General features: G+C 60.8%; 22 protein-coding genes, 1 tRNA gene and 1 pseudogene. 16 read left to right on the top strand and 8 right to left on the bottom strand.

The window, feature by feature from the left end; all coding sequences use genetic code 11:
- The first annotated feature begins 18 nt into the window (after positions 1-18).
- The 5 genes from ACQRBT_RS02085 to ACQRBT_RS02105 all read left to right on the top strand — a co-directional run bounded on the left by ACQRBT_RS02085 (position 19) and on the right by ACQRBT_RS02105 (position 5,183).
- Positions 19-999, top strand: a complete 981-nt coding sequence (locus ACQRBT_RS02085; protein WP_090366230.1) for a Bug family tripartite tricarboxylate transporter substrate binding protein — start codon at positions 19-21, stop codon at positions 997-999.
- 146 nt (positions 1,000-1,145) lie between these two features.
- A complete protein-coding gene (locus ACQRBT_RS02090; RefSeq protein ID WP_060753721.1) occupies positions 1,146-1,604 on the top strand; it encodes a tripartite tricarboxylate transporter TctB family protein in 459 nt (152 codons plus the stop codon).
- 1 nt (position 1,605) lies between these two features.
- Positions 1,606-3,120, top strand: coding sequence for a tripartite tricarboxylate transporter permease (locus tag ACQRBT_RS02095; RefSeq protein WP_060753722.1), 1,515 nt, complete (start codon positions 1,606-1,608; stop codon positions 3,118-3,120).
- A complete protein-coding gene (locus tag ACQRBT_RS02100; protein ID WP_104995781.1) occupies positions 3,113-4,141 on the top strand; it encodes an AbrB family transcriptional regulator in 1,029 nt (342 codons plus the stop codon). Before ACQRBT_RS02095 ends, ACQRBT_RS02100 begins: the two co-directional genes overlap by 8 nt.
- Before the next feature lie 103 nt (positions 4,142-4,244).
- The gene (locus ACQRBT_RS02105; protein WP_412046632.1) at positions 4,245-5,183 is read left to right on the top strand and encodes a YncE family protein; all 939 of its coding nucleotides are present in this window, start codon (positions 4,245-4,247) and stop codon (positions 5,181-5,183) included.
- 18 nt (positions 5,184-5,201) lie between these two features.
- On the opposite strand, the gene ung is transcribed toward ACQRBT_RS02105, so the two are convergent.
- Positions 5,202-5,894, bottom strand: a complete 693-nt coding sequence (ung, locus tag ACQRBT_RS02110; RefSeq protein WP_060753725.1) for a uracil-DNA glycosylase — start codon at positions 5,892-5,894, stop codon at positions 5,202-5,204.
- Positions 5,895-6,029: 135 nt separating this feature from the next.
- Here ung and ACQRBT_RS02115 point away from each other — a divergent pair, with 135 nt between their 5' ends.
- Positions 6,030-7,142: an enoyl-CoA hydratase/isomerase family protein gene (locus ACQRBT_RS02115; RefSeq protein ID WP_412046633.1), complete on the top strand. Its 1,113-nt coding sequence runs from the start codon at positions 6,030-6,032 to the stop codon at positions 7,140-7,142.
- Between the two features lie 10 nt (positions 7,143-7,152).
- On the opposite strand, the gene ACQRBT_RS02120 is transcribed toward ACQRBT_RS02115, so the two are convergent.
- Both ACQRBT_RS02120 and ACQRBT_RS02125 read right to left on the bottom strand, forming a co-directional pair.
- On the bottom strand, positions 7,153-7,593 hold the full coding sequence (locus tag ACQRBT_RS02120; protein WP_060753727.1) for a DUF3757 domain-containing protein: 441 nt from the start codon (positions 7,591-7,593) through the stop codon (positions 7,153-7,155).
- Positions 7,594-7,738: 145 nt separating this feature from the next.
- Entirely contained in the window at positions 7,739-8,092 is a 354-nt protein-coding gene (locus ACQRBT_RS02125) for a hypothetical protein (protein ID WP_090366242.1), read from the bottom strand.
- Positions 8,093-8,353: 261 nt separating this feature from the next.
- Between ACQRBT_RS02125 and ACQRBT_RS02130 the strand changes: the two genes are divergently transcribed.
- The 6 genes and pseudogenes from ACQRBT_RS02130 to ACQRBT_RS02155 form a co-directional block, all read left to right on the top strand.
- Positions 8,354-9,976: a methyl-accepting chemotaxis protein gene (locus tag ACQRBT_RS02130; protein ID WP_205344815.1), complete on the top strand. Its 1,623-nt coding sequence runs from the start codon at positions 8,354-8,356 to the stop codon at positions 9,974-9,976.
- A gap of 85 nt (positions 9,977-10,061) precedes the next feature.
- Positions 10,062-10,274, top strand: a complete 213-nt coding sequence (locus ACQRBT_RS02135; RefSeq protein WP_060753729.1) for a cysteine-rich CWC family protein — start codon at positions 10,062-10,064, stop codon at positions 10,272-10,274.
- Positions 10,274-10,966, top strand: coding sequence for a pseudouridine synthase (locus ACQRBT_RS02140; protein WP_412046634.1), 693 nt, complete (start codon positions 10,274-10,276; stop codon positions 10,964-10,966). Before ACQRBT_RS02135 ends, ACQRBT_RS02140 begins: the two co-directional genes overlap by 1 nt.
- Positions 10,967-11,269: 303 nt before the next feature.
- Positions 11,270-12,154, top strand: coding sequence for an alpha/beta fold hydrolase (locus tag ACQRBT_RS02145; protein ID WP_060753731.1), 885 nt, complete (start codon positions 11,270-11,272; stop codon positions 12,152-12,154).
- A gap of 221 nt (positions 12,155-12,375) precedes the next feature.
- A tRNA-Gly gene (locus ACQRBT_RS02150) sits at positions 12,376-12,449 on the top strand.
- 75 nt (positions 12,450-12,524) lie between these two features.
- Positions 12,525-12,760: pseudogene (locus tag ACQRBT_RS02155) on the top strand (addiction module antidote protein); the annotation flags it as partial.
- Here the strand turns inward: ACQRBT_RS02155 and ACQRBT_RS02160 are convergent.
- Positions 12,745-13,941 (bottom strand): MFS transporter, encoded by a 1,197-nt coding sequence (locus tag ACQRBT_RS02160; protein ID WP_412046635.1) that lies wholly within the window; start codon positions 13,939-13,941, stop codon positions 12,745-12,747. The pseudogene ACQRBT_RS02155 and the gene ACQRBT_RS02160 sit on opposite strands and share 16 nt — an antisense overlap.
- Positions 13,938-15,101: an MFS transporter gene (locus ACQRBT_RS02165; RefSeq protein ID WP_411984471.1), complete on the bottom strand. Its 1,164-nt coding sequence runs from the start codon at positions 15,099-15,101 to the stop codon at positions 13,938-13,940. Before ACQRBT_RS02165 ends, ACQRBT_RS02160 begins: the two co-directional genes overlap by 4 nt.
- Positions 15,102-15,196: 95 nt before the next feature.
- Between ACQRBT_RS02165 and ACQRBT_RS02170 the strand changes: the two genes are divergently transcribed.
- The 4 genes from ACQRBT_RS02170 to ACQRBT_RS02185 all read left to right on the top strand — a co-directional run bounded on the left by ACQRBT_RS02170 (position 15,197) and on the right by ACQRBT_RS02185 (position 17,689).
- Positions 15,197-16,108: a LysR family transcriptional regulator gene (locus ACQRBT_RS02170; protein WP_161549715.1), complete on the top strand. Its 912-nt coding sequence runs from the start codon at positions 15,197-15,199 to the stop codon at positions 16,106-16,108.
- A gap of 117 nt (positions 16,109-16,225) precedes the next feature.
- Entirely contained in the window at positions 16,226-16,558 is a 333-nt protein-coding gene (locus ACQRBT_RS02175; protein WP_060753735.1) for a hypothetical protein, read from the top strand.
- A gap of 93 nt (positions 16,559-16,651) precedes the next feature.
- Complete coding sequence (locus ACQRBT_RS02180; RefSeq protein ID WP_412046636.1) at positions 16,652-17,152, top strand: methylated-DNA--[protein]-cysteine S-methyltransferase; 501 nt, start codon at positions 16,652-16,654, stop codon at positions 17,150-17,152.
- Positions 17,153-17,263: 111 nt separating this feature from the next.
- Entirely contained in the window at positions 17,264-17,689 is a 426-nt protein-coding gene (locus ACQRBT_RS02185; RefSeq protein ID WP_060753737.1) for a low affinity iron permease family protein, read from the top strand.
- A gap of 56 nt (positions 17,690-17,745) precedes the next feature.
- Here the strand turns inward: ACQRBT_RS02185 and ACQRBT_RS02190 are convergent, their stop codons facing one another.
- The 3 genes from ACQRBT_RS02190 to fos form a co-directional block, all read right to left on the bottom strand.
- A complete protein-coding gene (locus ACQRBT_RS02190; RefSeq protein ID WP_090366255.1) occupies positions 17,746-18,273 on the bottom strand; it encodes a DUF4142 domain-containing protein in 528 nt (175 codons plus the stop codon).
- A gap of 120 nt (positions 18,274-18,393) precedes the next feature.
- The gene (locus ACQRBT_RS02195) at positions 18,394-19,035 is read right to left on the bottom strand and encodes a LysE family translocator (RefSeq protein ID WP_090366257.1); all 642 of its coding nucleotides are present in this window, start codon (positions 19,033-19,035) and stop codon (positions 18,394-18,396) included.
- 52 nt (positions 19,036-19,087) lie between these two features.
- Complete coding sequence (fos, locus tag ACQRBT_RS02200; protein ID WP_090366258.1) at positions 19,088-19,498, bottom strand: fosfomycin resistance glutathione transferase; 411 nt, start codon at positions 19,496-19,498, stop codon at positions 19,088-19,090.
- Positions 19,499-19,519: the final 21 nt, after the last annotated feature.

The following is a 19,519-nucleotide window of genomic DNA, read 5'->3' on the forward strand; positions in this document are numbered from 1 at the left end:
ACAACGACGGAGAGACCCATGACCTTTTCACTGCGTAAATTGGCCCTTGCCGCCGGCTGCATGCTGTTCGCCGGCCAACTGCTGGCCGACGAACCCAAGCGCCCGGAATGCATCGCCCCGGCCTCCCCCGGCGGTGGGTTTGACCTGACCTGCAAACTGGCGCAAAGCGCGCTGGTCAACGAAAAACTGCTGAGCAAGCCGATGCGCGTGACCTACATGCCCGGCGGTGTGGGCGCGGTGGCCTACAACGCGGTGGTAGCCCAGCGCCCTGCGGATGCCGGCACGCTGGTCGCATGGTCCAGCGGTTCGCTGCTGAACCTCGCGCAAGGCAAGTTCGGTCGCTTCGATGAAAGCGCCGTGCGTTGGTTGGCGGCGGTCGGCACCAGCTACGGGGCTATCGCGGTGAAAGCCGATTCGCCCTACAAGAACCTCGACGATCTGGTCAAAGCCCTGAAGAAAGATCCGGGCAGCGTGGTCATCGGCTCCGGCGGCACCGTCGGCAGCCAGGACTGGATGCAAACTGCGCTCATCGCCAAGGCCGCTGGGATCAACCCGCGTGAGCTGCGCTATGTGGCGCTTGAAGGCGGCGGTGAAATCGCCACCGCCTTGCTCGGTGGCCACATTCAGGTGGGCAGTACCGACATTTCCGACTCCATGCCGCACATCCTGAGCGGCGACATGCGCCTGCTGGCGGTGTTCTCCGAGCAGCGCCTGGACGAGCCGGAAATGAAGAACATTCCGACCGCCAAAGAGCAAGGCTACGACATCGTCTGGCCCGTGGTACGTGGCTTCTACCTCGGGCCAAAAGTCAGCGATGCCGACTACGCCTGGTGGAAGGAAGCATTCGACAAACTGCTGGCTTCCGAGGAGTTCGCCAAGCTGCGTGACCAGCGCGAGTTGTTCCCGTTCGCCATGACCGGCCCGGAGCTGGACACCTACGTGAAGAAACAGGTGGCTGACTACAAAGTGCTGGCCAAAGAGTTCGGCCTGATCCAGTAATCGCCCCCAGCCATGTAATGCCGCTGTAGGAGCGAGCTTGCTCGCGAAGAACTCAAGGGCGCCCCGTGTATTCAGACGGCACGCGTCATCGTTGGCGTTTTTCGCGAGCAAGCTTGCTCCTACAAAAGTCGGCTTTGGAGTCTCCTATGCTCTTACAACGCATTTTCGCCTCGGTGATGCTGCTGGTCTGCGCGGGCCTCGCGCTGATGGCCTGGCCGTATCAGGCGTCGTTTTCCTACGAGCCGGTCGGGCCTCGCGCCTACCCGCTGTTGATGCTCGGGCTGATGAGCCTGGGCCTGCTCTACATGCTGTTTCGCCCACAGCCGACCAAGCACACGGAAGAAGAACCCGCGCTGGACCGTGAAACCCTGATCAAGATCGGCATCTGCGTGGTCTTGCTGCTGATCTTTGCCGGCACCTTCGAATCCCTGGGTTTCATCCTCAGCAGCATGTTGATCGGTATTCCGATGGCACGGCTGTATGGCGGCCGCTGGTTGCCCGGTGCGGTGATCATCACCTTGATGAGCGTCGGCCTTTATCTGCTGTTCGATAAGGCCATGGACGTACCGCTGCCCCTCGGCCTGCTCGACGTTCTGGAGAACTGATATGGATACTTTCGGCTATTTGGGCCAGGGCTTCGGCGTTGCACTGAGCCCCTACAACCTGGTGACCGCGCTGTGCGGCACCTTGATCGGCACCGTGGTCGGCCTGTTGCCGGGCCTGGGGCCCATCAACGGCGTGGCGCTGTTGATCCCCATCGCCTTCGCCCTGGGCCTGCCGCCGGAGTCGGCGTTGATCCTGCTGGCCGCCGTGTACCTGGGTTGCGAGTACGGCGGGCGTATCAGCTCGATCCTGCTGAACATCCCCGGCGAAGCCTCCACCGTGATGACCACCCTCGACGGTTACCCGATGGCCCGCAAAGGCCTGGCCGGTGTGGCGCTGTCGTTGTCCGCCTGGAGTTCGTTCATCGGTGCGTTCATCGCCACCTGCGGCATGGTGTTGTTCGCGCCGCTGCTGGCCAAATGGGCGATTGCCTTCGGCCCGGCGGAATATTTCGTCCTGATGGTGTTCGCGATTGTCTGCCTCGGCGGCATGGCCGGTGACAAGCCGTTGAAAACCTTTGTCGCCGCGCTGATCGGCCTGTTCCTCTCGGCGGTCGGCATCGACGCCAACAGCGGCGTGTACCGCTTTACCGGCGACAATATCCACCTCACTGACGGCATCCAGTTCGTGGTGCTGGTGCTGGGCCTGTTCTCCATCAGCGAGATCCTGTTGTTGCTGGAAAAAACCCACCGGGGCCAGGAAGCGGTCAAAGCCACCGGACGCATGATGTTCAACCTGAAGGAAGCGGGCGCGGTATTTGTGGTGAATATCCGTTGCGGCTTGCTCGGTTTCATCATGGGCGTGCTGCCTGGCGCCGGGGCCACCCTGGCCTCAGCCGTTGCCTACATGACCGAAAAACGCATGGCCGGCGCCGGCGGCAAATTCGGCCAAGGTGACATGCGCGGCCTCGCGGCCCCGGAAACCGCGATCGGCGCGTCCGCCTGCGGCGCCCTGGTCCCGATGCTGACCCTGGGCGTTCCCGGTTCGGGCACCACGGCGGTGATGATCGGCGCCCTCTCGCTGTACAACATCACCCCTGGCCCGCTGCTGTTCCAACAGCAACCCGACATCGTCTGGGGCCTGATCGCGTCGTTGTTTATCGCCAATATCATGCTGGTGATCCTCAACATCCCGATGATCCGCATCTTCACGCGCATCCTCGCCGTACCGAACTGGGCGCTGGTGCCGGTGATCGCCATCATCACCGCGATCGGGGTGTACGCCGTGCACGCCACCACCTTCGACCTGTTCCTGATGATCGGCATCGGTATCTTCGGCTACATCCTGCGCAAGCTTGACTTCCCGCTGTCGCCGGTGCTGCTGGGCTTTATCCTCGGCGGCCTGATGGAGCAGAACCTGCGCCGTGCGCTGTCGATTTCCAACGGCGCGCTGGACATCCTCTGGTCGAGCCCGATCACCTTCGGTGTGTGGGTGTTGACGGTGCTGATGCTGGCCTTCCCGCTGGTGCGTATCTACCGCAAACGTGCCCTGCAGCGTCGTGCCGTGGCCGATGTCTGAGACCACCTTTAAACATTGGTGGGGAACACCGCTGGTCGGCCTGGCCGGCGGTTACCTGGCCAGCCTCGTCGGCTGGCCTTTGCCGTATATGGTTGGCTCGTTGCTGGCGATCATCCTGGTGCGCTGCCTGACCCCTTGGCAATTGGCCGAGATCCCCGGCGGGCGCAAATGCGGCCAATGGGTGGTCGGCATCGGTATCGGCCTGCACTTCACCCCCGTGGTGATCGAACAGGTGATGAGCCACTTCGGGCTGATCTTCTTCGGTGCGCTGGTCACCAGCCTGTCGAGTGTGGTGGGTGTGTGGTTGATGCGCCGTAGCGGCGAAGACCGCGCCACCGCGTTTTTCTCGAGCATGCCGGGCGGCTCCGGCGAGATGGTCAACCTCGGCGCACGCAACGGTGCGGTGCTCAGCCGGGTCGCGGCGGGGCAGAGTTTGCGGGTGCTGGTGGTGGTGCTGTGTGTACCGGCGATCTTCAAGTACGTGCTGGAGGGTGGCACGCCACAGTTTCATCCGGCGCCGGTGAGTTGGCCTTGGCTGCTGGCGTTGTTTCCTATCGGCGCGCTGATGGCCTGGGGCTGGCAGCGTTTGCGTCAGCCCAACCCCTGGCTGTTCGGGCCATTGCTGGTGAGTGCCACCGCCAGCGTTGTGTGGGACTTGCATATCGGCCTGCCCGATGGCGGCAGCCAGATCGGCCAATGGCTGATCGGCAGCGGCCTGGGCTGCCACTTCAACCGGCAGTTCTTCCGCCGCGCGCCCTCGTTCATCGGGCGCACCTTGATCGGCACGGCCTTGACCATGGCATTGGCGACCGTCGCCGCAGTGGGTTTGAGTGCATTGACCGGCCTTGACCTGCGCTCACTGACCTTGGGCATGATGCCCGGCGGCATCGCCGAAATGAGCCTCACCGCCGAGACCCTGCAACTGTCGGTGCCCCTGGTGACAGCGATGCAGGTGATGCGGTTGTTGTTTGTGTTGTTTCTGGCGGAGCCGTTGTTCAGGCGGTGGGATCGCCATCCCTGACCGACCACAGCCATTCGTCGGAACTGTCAATTCTCACAGCTAGCCATACTGATGTGCCGTCGTTTCAATCAACCCAACCACCTAATCCATCAAAGGAAAGGTTATGAAACGCACCGTGCACCTCACTCAGCAGCAAAACGACGACGTGGAGCCTGAAGGCATTGTCGACGTAATACACCTTACAGACACACCAAGCCGCCTATTGGTCAACCAGGACGGAACACGCCTATATGTTGCCAGCACTAACGGTGAGTCCGTAACGATCATCGATACTGCGAGCAATGCCATCATCCACACGGTTGAAGGTCACGGAGCTCCACTCTGGCTGGTCCTTCACCCGACACGCCCGTGGCTCTATATCAGCTATGCGAACCGCCCCGGCAATCCTGTCATCGTGGTGATCAGTATCACTACCTTTGATGTACTCGACACGTTGAGCGGCTTTATCTCCATCAACGGCATTGCAATTAACTCGAGTGGGTTGCGGCTTTATGCACCAGACAGAGCCGGCGAGCTGGATATCATTGAAATCAGCAATCCTCAGCAACGCATCAAACTGAGATTCGACGCTGCGCCCGACATCGTCACAATCGCACCTGGGAATGCACGAGCCCACTTGGCCAACGGGTTCGCGAGTTGGTTCACGGTCCATCTGGGGACCAATCGTTTGGTGAGTACGGTCAATACCCAAGTTCCCGGCCAGCCTTCCACTATCGCTCATGCTACTCACATCGCCCGCATCTACATCCTTTACCCGACCGCCAACCAGATTTACATAGGCGACACCACCACTAGCAGACACAGCCAAATCCTGAGCAACCTGCTGCAACCATGGGATATCACGTTCAATAGCATGCGTGGGCTGGCCTACGTCACGGAAACCCAAGGCCACCGGGTCAGTATCCTCAATACCACCAGCGAAAGCGTCGTCGGCACCTTTGAGGGGTTCAACAGGCCCATGGGGATTTGCAGCACCAGTGATGGCCGTATGGCCTATGTCGCCAACAGCGGCGACAACACTATTGCTCGAGTAAGACTTTAAGTCTGGGCCGCTCCGGGTTCAGATTGGAGGCAACCGCCAATCAATCGGCGTCTCGCCATTCTGCTCAAGAAACTTGTTGGCACGGCTGAAGTGCCCACACCCCAGGAACCCGCGATACGCCGACAACGGCGAGGGATGCACCGAGGTCAGCACCAGGTGCTTGGTGGCATCGATCAGCTTCTGCTTGCTCTGGGCATGCGCGCCCCACAGCAGGAACACCAGGTGCGGTTGGTGCTGGCTGACCACTTCGATAATCCGATCGGTAAAGAACTGCCAGCCCTTGCCCGCGTGGGCGTTGGCATTGGCGCGCTCGACGGTCATGGTGGTGTTGAGCAGCAGCACGCCCTGGTCGGCCCAGCTTTGCAGGCAGCCGTGGTTGGGGATGTCGATGTTCAGGTCGCGCTTGAGCTCTTTATAGATATTGACCAGCGACGGCGGCGTCGGCACGCCCGGTTGTACCGAGAAGCACAGGCCATGGGCCTGGCCGGGGCCGTGGTAGGGGTCCTGGCCCAGGATCACCACCTTGACCTGGTCCAGCGGCGTGGAATTGAGCGCATTGAAAATCAGCGGGCCGGGCGGGTAGATCTCTTTGCCGGCCGCATGCTCCTGACGCAGGAACTCGCGCAACTGGGCCATGTAGGGCTGTTCGAATTCGTCGCGCAGGGCGTGTTTCCAGCTGGGTTCGAGTTTGATACGGTCGCCGTCGGTCATCGTGCACGTGTCTTGTCAAAAGAATGAAGCGAACCCTAGGAAAGCCCACTCCGCTTGTCAATTGATCTGACACACCACCGGCACTTTCCTACCCAGCGATCATACTTATCTTTCAACCTATCGATTGAGGTCACGATGAACCTGCACTTCGAAGAGCTGACTGGCAGCGACGGTGCTCGCCTCGGCATCGCCAGCCTGGACGCGGAAAAATCCCTCAACGCCCTGTCCTTGCCCATGATCCTGGGCCTGAGCGAACGCCTGGAGGCCTGGGCCAAAGACCCGCATATCGTCTGCGTGCTGCTGCGCGGCAACAGCGCCAAAGCCTTTTGCGCCGGTGGCGAAGTACGCAGCCTGGCCCAGGCTTGTCGTGAACATCCCGGCACGGTGCCCGGCCTGGCGGCGCAGTTTTTTGCCGCCGAATATCGTCTCGACTATCGCCTGCACACCTATCCCAAGCCACTGATCTGTTGGGGCCACGGTTACGTGCTCGGCGGCGGCATGGGGTTGCTGCAAAGCGCGGCGGTGCGCATCGTGACGCCCAGCAGCCGCCTGGGCATGCCCGAAATCAGCATCGGCCTGTACCCGGACGTGGGCGCCGGCTGGTTTCTCTCGCGCTTGCCCGGCAAGTTGGGTGTGTTCCTCGGCCTTACCGGCGCGCCGATCAACGCTCGAGATGCCCTGGATCTGGGCCTGGCCGACCGTTTCCTGCGCGATGACCAACAAGAGGCGCTGATCGAGGGCCTGCTGCGCCTGAACTGGCAGGAGCAGACCGCGAAACAGCTCAACAGCTTGCTCAAGGCCCTGAGCCAGGAAGCGCTTGGCCAGCAGCCCGAGGCACAATGGCTACCGCGTCGTGCGCAGATCGACGAGTGGCTGGACGTGGGTGACGTACGTTGTGCCTGGCACGCCTTGAGCCTGCTGCGCGAGCACACCGACCCGCTGTTGAGCCGCGCCGGCAAAACCCTCAGCGACGGTTGCCCGCTGACCGCGCATCTGCTGTGGGAGCATCTGCGGCGCGCCCGTCATCTGTCGTTGGCCCAGGTATTTCAGGTGGAGTACACCTTGAGCCTCAATTGCTGCCGTCACCCCGAGTTTGCCGAAGGCGTACGCGCACGTTTGATCGACAAGGACCAGGCGCCCCACTGGCACTGGCCGGATATCGACACGATCCCGGACGCGGTAGTCCAGGCGCATTTCAACAAAGCCTGGGAAGGTCGCCACCCGCTGGCGGATTTGTCCGACTACTGACAGCTCATGCCTACCGACCGTTGACCCTGAACGCGCAGTTGTCGGGCTGGCTGTCGCGGCACAGAAAAACCTGTTGTTCGAAAGGAGCTTCGCCAGGCTCCCAATGCGAAGTACTGGTCAACGACATGTTGGTGACAAGGTCTCCCAGGGCCGGTCTCATGGCAACCAGGTTACCGCTGCCGCTGCGGTAGAGACATTTGTCCATGTAGCCGTCTTCCCGCTCTTGCCCGCTGCCCGGCATGAAGATTGCGCCGATAAACAGGTCGATAAAGTCACGGCTGTCGACCTTCGGGCTCTGCCACAGCAGTTGCTTGTCCACGGTTCTGAAATGCCCGTCGATGTACCGGATCGCGGAGGGATAGGGGCAGCCTTGCTCAGCCTGCACTTGGGCGATAGCGCTGAGCATCAAGATGCACAGGGCCACCTGCTGTTTGAATAGAGGGAGGTTCATTCGACGAGTCGCTCCACTGGACAAGCACAACGGCTTTCGTGCAGTGAAATATAGTTTGGCCCCAAAATATAGCTGTTAATTCTGACAGTACTTATAAACGCCAGGTATAAAAAAACGGCGCCTCATGCGCCGTTTCTTCCGCTCGTCAGCGATGCCCGCCGCGCCCGCCTCCATGATCGGAGCCGCGCCCGTGACCGCCGCCGTTACCCCAACGGCTGCCCCAGTCCTGATTTTGATAGGGTCGGTAGCCGGGCCGTGGGTAATAGCGCGGTGACGGCTGATAATACCGGGGGGCCGAGTAGTACCGCGGCGCTGAGTAATAGCGCGGTGCCGGCGCGTAGTAGCCGCGCCCGTAATAGGCAGGGCCGCCGTAGTAATAGGCCGGCGCAGGCGCTGTGTAGACTTCGGAGCGGTAGTAGGTGCCGCCTCCCTCGTAGTAAGGCACGCAAGCTGACAAGGTCAGGCCGAGTAAAGCAGTGAGCAGCAGTCGTCGATACATGGCGGCCTCCTGGACCGCGAGAGAGCACCTCCAGCGACGCTGGAGCGCGGCATTCAGATTTCACTGAATGACGAAACATCTGACATCAAAAACAGAATCTGGTGCGTTTTCGCAACAACTTGATACATCCCTTCTGGCTTTATCGATTCAGTAAATTTATCTGGCATGCAACTTTGCCTGTTGCGATGATGTCACTATGACACCACAAAGGGCCAGGGAGGCTCTAGCGTGCCCTCTTCGCTACCCTTTCCGGAATCGCCCATGAAAATCTCGACCAAATTGCTGCTGTCATTTCTATTGTGTGCGCTAATCACTTTTGGGGTGGGCCTTCTAGGCATCAAAGGCGTGGTTCGTCTCTCCACGGCATTGGAACTGACGTTCTCCAACAACCTGGTCTCTGTGAGTAATACAGCCGCTACCCTCAACGGCCTTATGGCCCATAACCGCGGCATGTACCGCTTGATGGACGCCAGCAAAGGCGATGTTGCCCCACAGGATCGCGAACGCGTGCGCCAGGATATCGCCCAGGAGCTCAAGCGCAGCCAGGCTGCCTACGCCACCTATCGCGCAACGCCGCTGGAAGATGACGAACGGGTAGCAGGAGACAAGCTCGATCAGATGTGGCCCACCTACATCAGCAACTCCGAGCGCATCATTTCTCTGCTCGACGCCGGCCAGATCGATCAAGCCCGCACTCAGCTCAATACCACCAACAACGAACTGTTCCGTCAGGCACGCGAGCTGATCCGCATAATGGTCGAATCCAATAACCGCCAGATCAAGGAAGGCGCGATCGCTGCCGAGGAGCTGCGCAGTAGCGCCTTGACGTGGATGATCGGCGGCATTTTGCTGGCTTTCATCATCGCGATCATTGTTGGCGTGCTGATCACGCGCCTGATCACCCGCCCTATCGCCCAGGCCGTGGAAAGCGCCCAACGTATTGCTCAGGGTGATTTGACCCAGGCCATCATCACCGAACGTACCGACGAAGCGGGGCAACTGCTGATGGCGTTGTCGGGTATGCAGGGCGGCCTGAAAAGCACTCTCATGGAAATCGCCAACGCATCCGACCAGTTGGCCTCGGCGGCCGAAGAAATGAGTGCGGTCACCGATGAAAGCAGCCGTGGCCTGACGCGTCAGAATGATGAGATTCAACAAGCCGCCACCGCCGTCAACCAGATGACCGCCGCAGTGGAAGAAGTGGCCAGCAACGCAGTCTCCACCTCTGAAGTGTCGCGCCAGGCCACCACCGAGGCCGAAGATGGTCGCCAACAAGTGGAGCAGGCGGTGTCCGGCATGAACTCCATGGTGGTCGAGATCAACGGCTCCACGCAATCGGTTGCAGAGCTCGCCGGCCAGGTACGGGAAATCGGCAAGGTGATCGATGTGATCCGTGGCATTGCCGAACAGACCAACCTGCTGGCCCTTAACGCTGCTATTGAAGCCGCTCGTGCGGGTGAGCAGGGGCGTGGTTTCGCGGTGGTCGCCGATGAAGTGCGGGCGCTGGCCCACCGTACCCAGACGTCCACAGTCGACATTGAAAAGATGATTGGTGAAGTGCAGATCGGCGCCGACAATGCCGTCGCGGCGATGAACAAGAGCCTGACCTGGGCCAACAACACCCAGGCCCTGGCGCAGAACGCCGGCGAGGCCCTGCAACGGATCACCACCAGTGTGGCGAAGATCAATGAACGCAACCTGGTGATCGCTTCGGCATCCGAGGAGCAGGCCCAGGTAGCGCGCGAGGTGGACCGCAACCTGCTGAACATCCAGGATCTGTCCACCCAGACGGCCGCCGGTGCGCATCAGACCAACGCCTCCAGCCAGGACCTGTCGCGCCTGGCCACCTCGTTCAACGTACTGGTCAGCAAGTTCCAGCTCTGAGTAGCCTGGGCAGGGTCGGCCCTGTATCGTACAAGGCACACCGGGAACTCTCCGGAAACTTGTCCGATCCAGCCCGAACCTGCCCATGACCACGCCCACCCTTTGCCCTGCCTGCGGCGCCCGCAACGACTGCTCCCTGGCTGACCCGCGCACGGTCGACCAGGCGTGCTGGTGTTACAGCGTCACCATCGACCCGGCAGTCCTCCAGGCCCTGCCCGACGAATTGCGCAACAAGGCCTGCCTGTGCCCGCGCTGTGCCCAGGTCGATGAGCAGTTGCGTGGCGCCGGGCCGACGTAATGCGGGTTGATCGTTTCCTCAGTAACCTGCCGCGGTTCAATCGCAAGCAAGTCCGCCTGTTGCTGGTTGAACGGCGGGTGTCGGTCGATGGCGTAGCGGTCAGCGACCCGCATCACGAGGTGCGGGCCTTCAGCCGCGTGTGCGTTGACGACGATGTGCTGCAGGCCGGCAAACCGGCGCGCTACTTCATGCTGCACAAACCCCAGGGTTGCGTAAGCGCCACGGCCGACCCACAACACCGCACTGTGCTGGATCTACTGGATGAGCCGGACAAAGAGGAGTTGCACATTGCCGGCCGCCTGGATTTCAACACCACCGGCCTGGTGCTGATCACCAACGACGGCCAATGGTCGCGCCGCCTCACGCAACCGCAGACCAAACTGCCCAAGGTCTACCTGGTGCAGACCGAGCAGGACATTGGCCCGGAATACGCGGCGACCTTCGCTGCGGGCCTGTATTTTGCGTTTGAAGACCTCACCACCCAACCGGCCGAATTGGCACTGCTGGGCCCCAGAACCGCACGCTTGAGCATCATTGAAGGCCGTTACCATCAGGTCAAGCGCATGTTCGGGCACTTCAATAACAAGGTGATCGGCCTGCATCGCGAGCGAATGGGCCCGCTGACGTTGGATGCAGCCCTCGAGCCGGGCCAGTATCGCGCGCTGACTGCGGATGAAATCCGACAGATATGACGACCGTTCGGCCGGTAGTGGCAAAAACCCATTTCTGTGGCTTGCGACTTCCGGGGTCAGGTGCTTGAATCACACCGTCAGCCAAAATATGACTGATGAGTCGACTATAACCTCCAAGAAACACTTTGCCCCGCCCGCGCCTGATCCATGGGCCTTCCCGGCAAACAGCCCGCCATAACAACACCCGTCGGCCAGCCGTTATCGGACCGACATGGGCCTCCCATTCCAGGCGTATGCCTACCTGTCATAAAGCTCGTGCAGAGTGTTCTGCGCGCCCTACCCGCTTGCCAGGAGTCTTATGACATGAGGCCAGAAATCGCTGTGTTGGATATACAGGGTCAGTATCGGGTTTACACGGAGTTCTATCGCGCGGAAGCTGCTGACAAGACCATCATCCTGGTCAACGGCTCCATGGCCACCACGGCATCTTTCGCCCAAACCGTGAAAAGCCTGTACCCGCAATTCAATGTGGTTTTGTACGACCAGCCCTACGCTGGCCGCTCCAAAATCCATAACCGCCATGAGCGCATGCTGACGAAAGAAGTCGAAGGCCAGATCCTGCTGGAGCTGATCGACCACTTCGCCGCTGAGCACGTGCTGTCGTTCTCCTGGGGCGGTGCCGCCACGCTGGTCGCCCTTGCCCACCGCCCACGCCGTGTGGAAAAAGCGGTGATCAGCTCGTTTTCCCCAGTGATCAACGCGCCCATGCGCGATTACCTTGAACGCGGCGTCGACTACCTCGGCAACCTCGACCGTCACAACGTCGGCCACCTGGTCAACAGCACCATCGGCAAACACCTGCCATCGCTGTTCAAACGCTTCAACTACAAGCACGTGAGCAGCCTGGCCGAGCACGAATATGGGCAGATGCACTTTCACATCAGCCAGGTGTTGAACAGCGACCGGTTGTGCTACCTCAAGGCGGCCAAACAGATCGACATTCCGGTGCTGTTTGTGAATGGCGAATGGGACGAATACACCAGCGCCCAGGACGCCACGTTGTTCGGTCAACACGTGGCGAACAGCAGCTTCAGCACCATCCAGGCGACCGGGCACTTCCTGGACATGGAGCACAAGGCCGCATGCCGGGACACTCGGAATGCGGTGGTGGGCTTCCTCAAGCCAGAGCGTCAGGCCAGTCGATTGCGCTACCAACGGGACCAGACGCAGCATGCCTTGGCAATTTGAAATATCGCTTACTGTGGCGAGCAAGCTTGCTTGCGCTGGGGTGCGAAGCAGCCCGACTATTTTTATTTTAGGAGCGCGTCGCCCCCAGCGGGAGCAAGCTCCCTCGCCACAGGCACGCGTGCTCCTACAGTGGATCCAGTCGTCGACTTACGTAACCCACACATTTTTGAAGAAAAACTTCAAATCCCGGCGAACATCTGGTACAAAGTCAGCCGCTCTGAGCGGGTATAGTTTAATGGTAGAACAGTAGCTTCCCAAGCTTCCGACGAGGGTTCGATTCCCTCTACCCGCTCCACTCAAATTCGCGCTCCACGTCAGGTTGTTTTTTGACGCAGGATGCCTGAAAAAACCGGCCCTTTGAGGCCGGTTTTTTTTGCCCTACGCTAGGGCCGACGGTGACAATGAAGCGTTTCTTCGCGCCATCAGCTATGTGGCTAAAGAATGACAAAGGTTAACGCTGAAGCGGGCATGGGCCGTGAGAGCCTCTACAAAGCCCTTGCTCCCGGCGCAAAACCTCGCGTTGAAAGCGTACTCAAAGCACTCCACTCCCTGGGTATCGATCTGTTTGCCCGAGCGGGACACACTGCCCATCACTCAATCATTTGAGCCGCCCCCCGCTGCACCACCCAAGCCAACGGCAACGTCACTAACAACACCCCTGCCAACACCATCACCGCAACCGGCACGCCCAGCGCATCCCCCACGCCACCCAACACCACCGGTGCCAGTGCTCCGCCCCCAATGGTGCCGGTATAGAACAGCGCGAACGCCTGTTCCCGCTTGCCCGCGCTCGCCAGGTCCGGCACGGCGCCGTACAACACCGAAGAGGTGCCATTGAGCACCAGACCGAGCACCGGCAGCATCACCATCAACCCGGCCAGTGGCAGGTAGACCGCCGCGACGATCAGCAGCGCGGTGCTGGTTTCCGTCAGCCATACAGTTTTCATCATGCCGATACGGGCGCCGAGGTAGCCACAAAAGAGCTTGCCGAACGCGCCGCCGATAAACAGCAGCGTCAGTGCCAAGCCAATGCCCGCCGTACCGGCGCCTTTGGCTTGCAGCAGGAACGGCAGGAACGTGAGAAACCCCATGCGCACGGCGCTGTCGAGAGTGCCGGTGAGGATCAGTGCGCGCAGGCCCGTGGCGGACCCGTTGCCGGTGAGGGGCTTCGCCTTTTGACTCGACGTGGGTAGAGAAGACTGGCCAGGGATCAACCACCACAACAGCCCAGCCGCCAGCAGCCCCAGCAAGCCCAGCAGTGTGGCACTGGCACGCCAACTGACCACGGTCAGCAGCAGGCCGATCAGCCCCGGAATCAGGGTTTTGCCGATGTCGCCGGAGAAGTTGTACTGGGACAGCGCTTGCTTGACGCCACCGCCATCCTCGTAGGCGTCGGTGATCATCGAGGACGCCAGCGGGTGTTGGGCGCTGGCGCCCAGGCCGCCGAGCAGCAGCGCTAGCAGCAACAGGCCGAGGCCGGTGGCTTGCCCGACCAACAAATAAGCGGCACCTGCCAGCGCCGTACCGCCCACCAGCATCGGCATGCGCCCCCAGCGCTTGGCCGCACGGCTGGCCATGAGTTGGAACACCGCCATCGTCCCGGAATAGGCGCCGCGCAACAGGCCGATCTGGGCGTAGGACAACGCGAACTGGGTTTGCCAGATCGGCAGCAGTACATAGATGACATCAGTGAGGCCATCGTGTACCGCATGGGCGCCGCAACCGGCGATGAGCGAACGACGGCGCGAGGATCGTTCGGTTGCAGGCAAGGCGACCATATCGTTCATGGTGTCGGGACCCGTTCAGGCGTAAGGGGCTTCCAGCCGGTCTGGGCGATCAGCAGGGTGAGGAGTTGCACACCGATAATCAGGCTCACGCAACCGGGCCAGCCCCATTGCTCCCAGAGCAATGCAGGGATGATGGCGCCACAACTGCCGCCCAGGTAATAAAACGTGAGGTAGGCCCCCACCGCGCCAGCCTTGTTGTCACGGGCACTGGCAGCCGTGAAGGCATTGGCGGCGGTCTGCGCGAGAAATACCCCGGTGGAACTGAGGGCCAGCCCCACCACAATGCACCACAAGGGCGGCAACAGGGTCAGTGCCGAACCCGTGGCGCCGAGCACGACAGCAACACTCAGCAGCTCGGCATGGGGCCGGGCCTTGCCAAGACGGCCGGCAAGGGGAATCACCACCAGGGCCAGCAGGAAGACCATGTAGAGTGCGCCTAAGGCGGCAGGCCCGAGATGGTAAGGCGCCAAGCCCAGGTAGAGACCCGCGTAGGTAAACGCCGCAACCTGTGAAAACAGCACGCAAAAACCTACGGCGTAGGCCGCCAACAACGGTAGGCGAAAGACGCCCGCTGCGGTGGCTTTCAACTGCACCGCCCGTGGCCGATTGGCGGGCAATAGAAACTGGACAAACCCGCCCACCATCAAGCTCAGCACCGCCAGCCACTCAAAGGCCTCGCGCCAGCCCACATATTCTGTGATCACCCCCGTGACGAAGCGCCCGGCAAACCCGCCCAACACGGTGCCCGCCACATAGAGGCTGGTGACTTCAGTCACCGTACCGCCGCTCCAGCGATCGCCGATATACGCCACGCTGGTGGCAAACACCACCGGGATCAACATGCCTTCGACGAATCGCCACGCCAGCACTTCGGCGAAGCTGTCGGCATACGCCGTCATCAACGCTGGCACTGCCAGCAACAACGCGGCCACAGCGATCACCGTGCGTTGTTCGAAACGCCCGGTCAGGCGACTGACGAAAGGCGCGGTGATGGCCACGGCCAGGGTCGTCACCGTGATGCTCCACCCCGCCGCCTTGGCGCTGATCTGAAACTGCACGGCAAAGGTCTGGAGAATACTCTGGGTTGCATAGAGGTTGAGAAACGCCGCGCACCCACACAAAAACAGGGCAAGGCGGGCACAATGCAGGCGCGGTTTCATGAAACATCTCGTTTTATTTTGTCCTGCCTTTATAGAATGGGCGGCAGGATCGAGACCAATACCGATTTCCGACCGATCAATACCCAAGGACCAGGATGCTTGACCTACGCAAGCTGCGTTACTTTCTGACGGTCGCCGAAGAATTGCACTTCGGCCGCGCCGCCCTGCGCCTGCATCTGGCCCAGCCACCGCTGACCCGGCAGATCTCGGCGCTGGAAGCGGAGTTGGGTTTCAAGCTGTTCGACCGCACCAGCCGCAGGGTGACCCTCACCGCCCCGGGCCGTGCGTTTCTGCCCTATGCCCGTGGTGTGCTGGAACAGGTTGAGCTGGCCCAAGTGATCGCCGGCAAATTGGCCGCCGGCACCGCCGGGCAGTTGGCATTGGGCTATGTCAGCTCAATCGCTTTGTCGGATCTGTTCAGCCAGACGATCCAGGCGTTCGCCCAGCGTTTTCCCGACGTGCAACTGACCTTGGTGGAGTGCGCCTCCGGTAGTCTGGGCGCGCAGGTGGCGGATGGGCGGCTGGATATCGGGCTGAGTCGCCTGCAGCCACAGGCCCCAGACGTCCAAGCCCGGTCATTGGGCGAAGAACGATTGGTGGCGGCCGTCTCCAGCGACAGCTCCCTGGCGCTCCAGCCACAGGTCAGCCTGGCGCAATTGAGCGCTTACCCGTTGATCCTGTTTCCGCCGGATTATGGATCGGGGCTGAACCAGTCCATCGAGCAGCTTTACCGGCACCACGGCGTCCCCTTGCGCGCCGGCCCGACCGGACGGCAGATCACCTCGATCATTGCCCTGGTGGCAGCCGGTCAAGGCGTGGCACTGGTGCCGGAATGCACACAAAGCCTGATGAACAAAGGCGTGACGTACCGGCCGTTGGTGGAAGTGGATGCGTGTGCCCAATTGTTGGTACTGACTTCGAGTGAAACAAAAAGTGGCTTGGTTGAAGCCTTTCTCGCCGTCATCGAGGAGACCCTGCAGACCCGCGCTCGGCTTAGCTGCGACTAGGCGGCGCTGAAGGTGTGGCAACAGCAGCGCCAACGATCACTCGGAAATATCTGAATGCCACGGCGCACTGGCATGTTGATCATGTCTACTCGCCAGCCTGAAGGAAGGATCAGCGCCATGCTTGAACCCGGACAACGCACACCAACACCCATACTGCGCCAAATGGTGGGTTGGGTATTGGTATTGCCGCTATTGGTGGCCTGGGTGAAGCTGCCATTCCCGTTGGGGATGCTCCTGTCGCTCGGCTCGATTGCAGCCTCCGCCTATGGCGTTTGGCGAGCCCGGCGCTACGCCAGCCGACGTGTGACGCGACTCGCCTGGGTGGTCATTGTGCTCAATGTCATCTCATGGGTGTTGACGGCGAATGCATCGGTCCTCATGGCGCTTTATTGGGTGTCCTGGCTGTATGTTTACCCACACTATGCCCATTGGGTTTACTGGAACACCTAGACTGCCGCAGAATTCGAGCGCAAGAATCGTAGTTTTCAGTCGGGTCGAGGGACTTACAGTAGCGTCGTACCTTTTACCCTCAGGAGCCCGATCATGCCTTACGAATACAAGCTCATGCCCTCCCCCGTCGGCCAGCTCACCCTGGTGGCGCGCAATGGCAAACTCAGTGCCATCCTGTGGGAAACCGAGCGTGCCAACCGTGTACGCCTGGGTCAATTGCAGGAAGCCAATGACAGCCCGGTGCTGTTGGAGGCCGAACGCCAGTTGAAGGAATACTTCGCCGGCACCCGCAACCGTTTCGAGCTGGAACTGGACTTCACCGGCACGGATTTTCAGAAGCAGGTCTGGCAGGCGCTGCTGACCATTCCCTTTGGCGAAACCCGCAGCTACAGCCAGATTGCCCGGCAGATCGGCAACCCGAAAGCCGTGCGCGCGGTGGGTGCTGCCAACGGGCGTAATCCGATCTCGATCATCGCGCCCTGCCATCGGGTGATCGGCGCATCCGGCGGGCTGACCGGGTTCGCCGGGGGGCTTGAGGCCAAGCAATATCTGCTCGCGCTGGAAGGCGTCGGCCAGGCCGAACTGGCGTTTTGAGGCACTTGACGAAGGTGCTGTAACCGCTGGGTCATCGCATCAATTGTTAAAAGAAATTTCAACGAAACGCCGTGGTCCATCTTTCATCACCACGATTCAAGGAACACGGCCATGAAATTTTCTGCAGTCTCCCAAACCCTGTCCCGCTGGGCAGGCAGTGCCCGGACATTTTACGCGGCGGTCGCGTTGATTTTCCTCTGGAGCCTCAGCGGCCCGTACTTTCACTACAACGACACCTGGCAACTGATCATCAACACCTCGACCACCATCATCACCTTCCTGATGGTGTTCCTGATCCAGAACACGCAAAACCGCGACAATGACATTCTGCATATCAAAATCGATGAGCTGCTGCGCGTGTCCAAAGATGCGCAAAATGCGGTGTTGAGCCTGGAGGGCCTGGACCGCAAAGAGCTGGAAAAACTGCGCAAGCAGTACCGCAGCATTGGCAACACCGGCACCGTCAACCTGAACGACAGTTGTGGTGAGAATGGCGACGATACGGCGCGCGCCCATACCGATTTGAATCAGGCCTGAAAAAAAACGGCGGTTGGAGAAACTCCAACCGCCGTTTTTCATTGCCGGCCAAGGCTTCAACCGTCGCCTTGATGGCCCTTGCCATAGGTCGACGCCAGCGCCCGGGCTTTCTGCAGACGCTCCTCCAACTTGGGCAGCGTCTCATCGACCAGGGCTTTTATTTCCGGTACGTCCGACGCCGCGCCTTCCTGTTTGAACAGCGCAATGGCGTCTTCATTTTCCTTGACCTGCTGCGCGGTATAAGCGGCGTCAAAGGAGTCACCGTCCTTGAGTTGCGGCATCAGGGTTTCGGCTTTATCGACGATTTTCTCCCGTGGCGCCACGGGCAGGTCGAGCTTCTTGGCGATCGCCGCCAAATGCTGGTTGGCCAGGGTCCGTTCGTTGATCACCTCAATGGTGTAATCCTTGATTTCCTGGGATGAGGTCTTAGCGTGGGCCATGCGGCTGGTTTCGATATCGGCCATCCCTTTGGCCGAAGCCTGCTCGATGAATTCAGCAGGCGACTGGGCGAAAGCATTGCTGGCGCCGAGGCCCAGCAGCATCGCGAAACTGGCGGTGCGTAACCGGATAGCCATGCGGCTCATGATAGGTTCCTCCAGGGCAAAAATAGGGGCGGGGCAACGCGGCCCCGCCCTCAATTCGAATTTTCCGGGCGGCAAAGGTTTAGAAAAACCTGCTCAGTGCGACGAACGGTCGTCGGTAGGTCACGCCGGCTTGCTGCCGAACAGCCCCGGCAACGCATGCGCCAGAGCATTGATGGCAAAGCCGATGAACATCACGCCGCAGAGCCGGGTGATCAGGATTTCATGGCGCTGATAGACCGTGCGCACGCGCTGGGCGCCGACCACGCCGATCAGGATCGCATAGGCCAGCAGGCCGCCCAGAAAGCTGAGGACAATCAGCCACGGCAGCATCGACCATGTGAGCAATTCGGCGCGGCTGGACAACAACGCGGTAAACGTTGCGACCGCCACCGGGTAAGCCTTGGGGTTGGTCAAACCGAACAGAATGCCGTGCCGGAACGGATGCCGAGCGGCGCCTTGCGGCGCATCGCTGCTGCGAACCTGGGTACGAATCGCGCGCCAACCGAGCCAGAACAGATACAGGCCGCTGAGTACGCCCAATACATCAAAGGCACTGCTGCCCACTTCCTTTGCACCGACGATGGCGATCAGCGCGGTGCTGCACCACACCACATCCCCGAGCAGATGTCCGCCGAGAAACCCCGCCCCGGCGCGGCGGCCACGTGCGGCGCCAATCCCGAACACGGCCAGGACACCCGGCCCTGGCGTAATACCGTAGATAAAACCCGAAGCGAGGACGGCGAGCAGCAAGGACGGGGTCATGGGCACGACTCTGGCAGAGGGTTGAGGTGGATCGATTCTGCACGTTCTGCCGCTACGGGTAAAACTTCATTCCGGCATAAGGCTGGGTGCGGCAGGCTTGCAGACGCGACGCCAAGTCGCCGACATGCACTTCAAGCTTATGGCCGTCAGGGTCGAGAAAATAAAACGACGCGCCTTCACTGCGGTTGTCGCGCCACTCTTGCACACCGGCAGCACGCAGGCGCGCCACCACCTCGCTGAAGTCATCTGGATGTGCGGTAAAAGCGTAGTGGGTGTATTCAGCCATCGCGCCCACGGAGCGCGAAGGGTCGAGCGACAGGCACAGCCACAAACCGGGGAGTGAGAGGTAGGCGCCGTTATCCCAGGTGGCGTCGAGCCGAAGCTGCAACAACTCATGATAGAAACTGACGCTGCGGTGCAGGTCGGTAACGGCGAGCGTCAGATGGTTGAGGCCAGAAAGCATGGTGTTTTCCTGCTATCCAAT

It is taken from the genome of Pseudomonas sp. R19M (genome assembly GCF_050312585.1).
Taxonomy (GTDB): domain Bacteria; phylum Pseudomonadota; class Gammaproteobacteria; order Pseudomonadales; family Pseudomonadaceae; genus Aquipseudomonas; species Aquipseudomonas palleroniana.

What these genes read in the sequence shown, in the direction of transcription:
- ACQRBT_RS02135 (WP_060753729.1), top strand. Translation starts at nt 10,062, where the DNA reads ATGACCACGCCCACCCTTTGCCCTGCCTGCGGCGCCCGCAACGACTGC.
- ACQRBT_RS02085 (WP_090366230.1), top strand. Translation starts at nt 19, where the DNA reads ATGACCTTTTCACTGCGTAAATTGGCCCTTGCCGCCGGCTGCATGCTG.
- ACQRBT_RS02185 (WP_060753737.1), top strand. Translation starts at nt 17,264, where the DNA reads ATGAAATTTTCTGCAGTCTCCCAAACCCTGTCCCGCTGGGCAGGCAGT.
- ACQRBT_RS02195 (WP_090366257.1), bottom strand. Translation starts at nt 19,035, where the DNA reads ATGACCCCGTCCTTGCTGCTCGCCGTCCTCGCTTCGGGTTTTATCTAC.
- ACQRBT_RS02125 (WP_090366242.1), bottom strand. Translation starts at nt 8,092, where the DNA reads ATGTATCGACGACTGCTGCTCACTGCTTTACTCGGCCTGACCTTGTCA.
- ACQRBT_RS02160 (WP_412046635.1), bottom strand. Translation starts at nt 13,941, where the DNA reads ATGAACGATATGGTCGCCTTGCCTGCAACCGAACGATCCTCGCGCCGT.
- ACQRBT_RS02095 (WP_060753722.1), top strand. Translation starts at nt 1,606, where the DNA reads ATGGATACTTTCGGCTATTTGGGCCAGGGCTTCGGCGTTGCACTGAGC.
- ACQRBT_RS02190 (WP_090366255.1), bottom strand. Translation starts at nt 18,273, where the DNA reads ATGAGCCGCATGGCTATCCGGTTACGCACCGCCAGTTTCGCGATGCTG.
- ACQRBT_RS02175 (WP_060753735.1), top strand. Translation starts at nt 16,226, where the DNA reads ATGCTTGAACCCGGACAACGCACACCAACACCCATACTGCGCCAAATG.
- ACQRBT_RS02180 (WP_412046636.1), top strand. Translation starts at nt 16,652, where the DNA reads ATGCCTTACGAATACAAGCTCATGCCCTCCCCCGTCGGCCAGCTCACC.
- ACQRBT_RS02090 (WP_060753721.1), top strand. Translation starts at nt 1,146, where the DNA reads ATGCTCTTACAACGCATTTTCGCCTCGGTGATGCTGCTGGTCTGCGCG.
- ACQRBT_RS02100 (WP_104995781.1), top strand. Translation starts at nt 3,113, where the DNA reads ATGTCTGAGACCACCTTTAAACATTGGTGGGGAACACCGCTGGTCGGC.
- fos (WP_090366258.1), bottom strand. Translation starts at nt 19,498, where the DNA reads ATGCTTTCTGGCCTCAACCATCTGACGCTCGCCGTTACCGACCTGCAC.
- ACQRBT_RS02170 (WP_161549715.1), top strand. Translation starts at nt 15,197, where the DNA reads ATGCTTGACCTACGCAAGCTGCGTTACTTTCTGACGGTCGCCGAAGAA.
- ACQRBT_RS02115 (WP_412046633.1), top strand. Translation starts at nt 6,030, where the DNA reads ATGAACCTGCACTTCGAAGAGCTGACTGGCAGCGACGGTGCTCGCCTC.
- ung (WP_060753725.1), bottom strand. Translation starts at nt 5,894, where the DNA reads ATGACCGACGGCGACCGTATCAAACTCGAACCCAGCTGGAAACACGCC.
- ACQRBT_RS02145 (WP_060753731.1), top strand. Translation starts at nt 11,270, where the DNA reads ATGAGGCCAGAAATCGCTGTGTTGGATATACAGGGTCAGTATCGGGTT.
- ACQRBT_RS02130 (WP_205344815.1), top strand. Translation starts at nt 8,354, where the DNA reads ATGAAAATCTCGACCAAATTGCTGCTGTCATTTCTATTGTGTGCGCTA.
- ACQRBT_RS02105 (WP_412046632.1), top strand. Translation starts at nt 4,245, where the DNA reads ATGAAACGCACCGTGCACCTCACTCAGCAGCAAAACGACGACGTGGAG.
- ACQRBT_RS02140 (WP_412046634.1), top strand. Translation starts at nt 10,274, where the DNA reads ATGCGGGTTGATCGTTTCCTCAGTAACCTGCCGCGGTTCAATCGCAAG.
- ACQRBT_RS02120 (WP_060753727.1), bottom strand. Translation starts at nt 7,593, where the DNA reads ATGAACCTCCCTCTATTCAAACAGCAGGTGGCCCTGTGCATCTTGATG.
- ACQRBT_RS02165 (WP_411984471.1), bottom strand. Translation starts at nt 15,101, where the DNA reads ATGAAACCGCGCCTGCATTGTGCCCGCCTTGCCCTGTTTTTGTGTGGG.